The organism is Streptococcus sp. HMSC061E03, from assembly GCF_001813505.1.
GTDB lineage: Bacteria > Bacillota > Bacilli > Lactobacillales > Streptococcaceae > Streptococcus.
The window spans coordinates 1-5,121 of sequence record NZ_KV812797.1; the positions used below are offsets into that span (position 1 = coordinate 1).

Below are 5,121 nucleotides of genomic sequence, written 5' to 3' on the forward strand. Positions count from 1 at the left end.
TGGAACTTCTTCGAAGTTCGCTGACGTCCGTATTCACCTAAGGAAAGTTTCTAAGATGCTTTTCTATTATCTCAATGCTTTTACCAAATAACCATATCCTTCTTGCTCCATCTCTTCTTTTGGAATAAAGCGCAGAGAGGCCGAATTGATACAATAGCGAAGGCCACCTTGGTCTTTTGGTCCATCGGTGAAGACATGGCCGAGGTGGGCATTGCCTGAGCGGGAACGAACTTCGATCCGCTCCATCCCGTGGCTATGGTCCTGGTAATAGTGGACGACATCTTTGGCAATGGGACGGGAGAAACTTGGCCATCCACAGCCAGACGCAAACTTATCCTTGGCAAAGAAGAGTGGCTCCCCCGTCGTAATATCCACATAGATGCCCTCTTCGAAGGTCTGATCATAGGCATTGTGGAAAGGACGTTCCGTCGCACTTTCTTGGGTGACTTGGTACTGTTCTGCTGTCAGTTTCGCCTTTAGGATTTCTTGATCTGGCTTCTGATAGGCTGCTGGATCAATCAAGGGTTGGGCTGCATCTGTCACATCGATATGGCAATAGCCTCCAGGATTCTTCTTAAGGTAGTCTTGGTGGTAGTCCTCAGCCAAGATATAGTGGCGCAAGGGTTCCAACTCAACCGCGATTTTGTGGCCCAGTTGCTTCTCTTCTTCCGCAAACAGGTGGGCAATCACCTCACGATCTGCCTCGTCTGTATAATAGACACCGGTTCGATATTGTCGGCCTCGATCATTTCCCTGCTTGTTAATGGACAAGGGATCGATCACCCGGAAATAGTAGAGCAGAATCGCTCGTAGTGTGATTTTATTTGGATCGTAGATGACCTGAACGGTCTCTGCATGATCCGTTCCCTTGATCAGTTGGTAATTGGTCGTTTCTACCTGGCCATTGGCATAGCCCACCGTCGTCTGTTCTACACCGGGGATCCGTGAAAAATATTCCTCTAAGCCCCAAAAACAGCCACCTGCTAGATAAATCTCTGCCATCTTTTTTCCTCGCTTCCTGCATTCCCCACAAGGAACGCTTCTTACTATTAGCTCCATCATAATCCAAGAGCCTCAGATTTTCAAGGATTCTGCATCAAAAATCCCTTCTACTATATGTAAAAGGGATTCAATCCTTCTTATTTTTCAAATAAGAAAAAGAGCGAGTAATAGAAATTCCAAAACGATAGGGTTAACTGATGTAGAAAATCATGAAGGACTACCATGACCAACACCTCCTCTGAATATCTGTGGACAAACTCAAGGCACGTCAACTACAAAAGCACCGTCGGTCCGTAGACCTGTAAGTGAGGCTTCACAACCTCGTAATGCCAGTGATCATAAGTTCGCCAAGCTTGAAAGGCCTCTTCGTTCAAAGCTAACCCACCCAGACCAATCAATAGACTGGCGGTCTGATAAAACTTTTCTAACTCAATCAACAGACGATTGTCTACCCGCCTAGCCTTTCGTAAACCTTTCAACATCTGATCTAGATTTTCTTGAAATTGAAGGGTATCTGGACTAGGGGTGAATCCCTTAGAAAAGGCTGTTTGAAGAAGGGTGATCGTCGTTCTTGCCTCTTGAATCACATCCCTTTCTCCCATAGAAATCACCTTCCTTTTCACCTCCATTGTACACCTTTTTCTTTCTATAAAAATGGAAAATTCCTAAAACTAGGAACAGAATGAGGTTGGGACAAAAGTCCTAGCCTCTCAATTATTTTTGGATTGTCGAGCAAGACGCAGTTGTTGAGTGGGCTCTAATACGCTGATTTCATCAGCTTATACAGGCCTACTCAACTGTGCGGAGGTGGAACGACGAAATCGAATTCTAACGAATGACCGATTTCTGTACCACTCTCATAAAAAACTTCCCCAAGTTTCCACTCGAGGAAGTTCTTTTCAAAAAATTAGTCAATGTAGTGCAGTTTCCCACGGAAATCTTCCAGGCTTTGGTAGCCTTTTTCTTCCATGATGGCTTTGAGTTCCGCAGTGATGCGGTCAAAAGCTCCTACTCCTTCTTTATGCAGCGTCGTTCCGATTTGCACCATACTAGCCCCACAGAGGATATGTTCAAAGGCATCGCGACCAGTCAAGACGCCCCCAGTCCCCACAATCTGAATTTCTGGATTCAGACGTTGGTAAAAGGCATGGACATTGGCGAGAGCCGTTGGCTTGATGTATTCTCCACCAATCCCACCAAATCCGTTTTTCGGACGGATCACCACGGATTCATCCTCAATGTAGAGGCCATTTCCGATCGAATTGACACAATTGACAAACTTGAGCGGGTATTTGTTAAAGATCGCTGCTGCTTGATCAAAATGAACGATATCAAAATAAGGTGGCAACTTGATCCCTAGAGGTTTGGTGAAATAGGCAAAGACCTCAGACAAGATCCGATCTGTCGTATCAAAATCATAGGCGATCTGAGGTTTCCCAGGGACATTGGGACAAGATAGGTTCAACTCTGTCAAGCCTTTAAAGTCACTGTCTTGCACCTTTTTCAAGATGGTATGAGTTTCTTCAGGAGACATGCCGACGAGAGATAAGAAGAAGGTCCGGTCAGGATCCGTTTCTTGCAACTCCAATAAGTAATTCAAATAATAATCCAACCCTTGGTTAGGTAGCCCCATCGAATTGATCGAACCAAGCGGCACATCTTGGTAGCGTGGCTCTGGATTACCAGCACGGAATTCTAAGGTCGCTGTCTTGGTTACAAAGGTCCCAGCAGCTGAGTTTTTCACTTCTTCTAATTCCTCAGTGGTCATACAGGCTACACCTGCCGCATTCATCAAGCAGTTGTCAAATTCAAAACCAGCAATTTGCGTTTTTGTCGATACCATCTTGTACTCCTTTTTTGAAACACCACCAACAGAATCGTTCGGGATGCTCTCTATTTTCTTCTTTCATTATACCATCACTTAGAAGCTTCCGGACAATCAAAGCTAAAAATTCTTCCAAACATTCGGACTTTCCTAGTCGCGATAAAATTTTCAGAAAATTCAACTTTTTTCTTTACAAGCCAAAAAAAGTCTGCTATAATGATCCATGTAATAAAACATGACATTGTTTGTCAACTGTCTCAAAGCCACTCCCCTAGCGGGTTTGCTGGTTTTCGTTTCATTCACAAAGGAGAATTAACATGACAACTGCTAAAGAATATATCCAAAGCACTTTCGAAACTGTAAAAGCTCGTAACGGCCACGAAGCTGAATTCCTTCAAGCTGTTGAAGAGTTCCTCAGCACTTTGGAACCTGTTTTTGAAAAACATCCTGAATACATCGAAGAAAACATCTTGGCTCGTATTACAGAACCTGAGCGCGTAATTTCTTTCCGTGTTCCTTGGGTTGACCGTGAAGGAAACATCCAAGTAAACCGTGGTTACCGTGTTCAATTCAACTCTGCTGTAGGTCCTTACAAAGGTGGTCTTCGTTTCCACCCAACTGTTAACCAAGGGATCTTGAAATTCCTCGGTTTTGAACAAATCTTCAAAAACGTCTTGACTGGTCTTCCTATCGGTGGTGGTAAAGGTGGATCTGACTTCGATCCTAAAGGAAAAACAGACGCTGAAGTGATGCGTTTCTGCCAAAGCTTCATGACTGAATTGCAAAAACACATCGGTCCTTCTCTTGATGTTCCAGCTGGTGATATCGGGGTTGGTGGACGTGAAATCGGATACCTTTATGGTCAATACAAACGCCTTCGCCAATTTGATGCTGGTGTCTTGACTGGTAAACCTCTTGGTTTCGGTGGTAGCTTGATCCGTCCAGAAGCAACTGGTTACGGTTTGGTTTACTACACTGAAGAAATGCTCAAGGCCAACGGCGACAGCTTTGCTGGTAAGAAAGTCGTGATCTCAGGTTCTGGTAACGTTGCTCAATACGCTCTTCAAAAAGCAACTGAACTTGGTGCAACTGTTATCTCTGTATCTGACTCAAACGGTTACGTGATCGACGAAAACGGTATTGACTTCGACCTTCTTACAGACGTCAAAGAAAAACGTCGTGCACGTTTGACTGAATACGCTGCTGAAAAACCAACTGCTACTTACTACGAAGGTTCTGTATGGACTTATGCTGGTAACTATGACATCGCTCTTCCATGTGCAACTCAAAACGAAATCGATGGCGATGCTGCAAAACGTTTGGTCGCTCAAGGTGTGAAAGTTGTCTCTGAAGGAGCAAACATGCCAAGTAACATCGATGCCATCAACGTATACAAAGAAAATGGTATCCTTTACGGACCTGCTAAAGCAGCTAATGCTGGTGGGGTTGCTGTATCTGCTCTTGAAATGAGCCAAAACAGCCAACGTCTTTCATGGACACGCGAAGAAGTGGACGGACGTTTGAAAGACATCATGACCAACATCTTCAACACTGCTAAAACAACTGCAGAAACTTACGGTCTTGGTAAAGATTACCTTGCAGGTGCCAACATCGCTGCCTTCGAAAATGTCGCAAACGCGATGATTGCACAAGGTCTTGTATAATCAATCGATATTTTTCTTTGAAACCTTCGGGTCAAAGCCTCTCAACTCCTGAAACCAGTATGTTTCAGGAGTTTTTTTGTAGCTACAGACCTCTGTCAAGTCAACCCGACCAAGGGAGGAAAGCCATTTTTAAGACAAGGGGCTCAACTGTCTTTAGTGGGGAGATGTGAGCCCTCTCTTTTTCTGTATCTTTTTCTAAAAAAATTTTATTTTTTTTACTTTACCCTCTTGCATTTTTAATAAATTAGTATTAAACTATAGCAAAAGGAGGTGTGCTTATGTTTCTTTTAGCTCAAGAAAAATCAGATACGATCGAATTCCTTAAGTCTGAATTGGTCCAATTACTCTACAATATGCGACAAGAAATCGCAGCTAGCCGTCAATCACAGACCGGTGCAGCTTGTCATCATATTGAATATTGCATGGACAAGATCCAAAGGGCAAAAAGTTCCGTAGCCATTGCCCTCCCCATCGAATCCTTAAATCTCGAAATCACGACTATGTTGCGCCAGCAACTCATCGTCTTGCCACCAGAGGCTCGAAAAAATTGGGACCAAATTAAAAAGCTGGATTTCAAATACTGCCACTTAAAATAGACCAAAAAAGAGAGTGGGACAGAAATCGGTAATT

5 protein-coding genes are annotated in these 5,121 nt (G+C 43.8%); 2 read left to right on the forward strand and 3 right to left on the reverse strand.

Features of this window, described 5'->3' with window-relative positions; all coding sequences use genetic code 11:
• Positions 1-66 precede the first annotated feature (66 nt).
• The 3 genes from msrB to HMPREF2917_RS07780 form a co-directional block, all read right to left on the reverse strand.
• Positions 67-1,002 (reverse strand): peptide-methionine (R)-S-oxide reductase MsrB, encoded by a 936-nt coding sequence (gene msrB / locus HMPREF2917_RS07770; RefSeq protein WP_070590023.1) that lies wholly within the window; start codon positions 1,000-1,002, stop codon positions 67-69.
• Between the two features lie 272 nt (positions 1,003-1,274).
• Positions 1,275-1,631, reverse strand: coding sequence for a helicase BlpT (locus tag HMPREF2917_RS07775; RefSeq protein WP_070590026.1), 357 nt, complete (start codon positions 1,629-1,631; stop codon positions 1,275-1,277).
• Between the two features lie 278 nt (positions 1,632-1,909).
• On the reverse strand, positions 1,910-2,845 hold the full coding sequence (locus HMPREF2917_RS07780; protein ID WP_003016837.1) for a dihydroorotate oxidase: 936 nt from the start codon (positions 2,843-2,845) through the stop codon (positions 1,910-1,912).
• A gap of 299 nt (positions 2,846-3,144) precedes the next feature.
• Between HMPREF2917_RS07780 and gdhA the strand changes: the two genes are divergently transcribed.
• Together gdhA and HMPREF2917_RS07790 are read left to right on the forward strand one after the other, a co-directional pair.
• Positions 3,145-4,491, forward strand: coding sequence for an NADP-specific glutamate dehydrogenase (gene gdhA / locus HMPREF2917_RS07785; protein ID WP_003004977.1), 1,347 nt, complete (start codon positions 3,145-3,147; stop codon positions 4,489-4,491).
• A gap of 278 nt (positions 4,492-4,769) precedes the next feature.
• Complete coding sequence (locus HMPREF2917_RS07790; RefSeq protein WP_003005725.1) at positions 4,770-5,087, forward strand: hypothetical protein; 318 nt, start codon at positions 4,770-4,772, stop codon at positions 5,085-5,087.
• Positions 5,088-5,121: the final 34 nt, after the last annotated feature.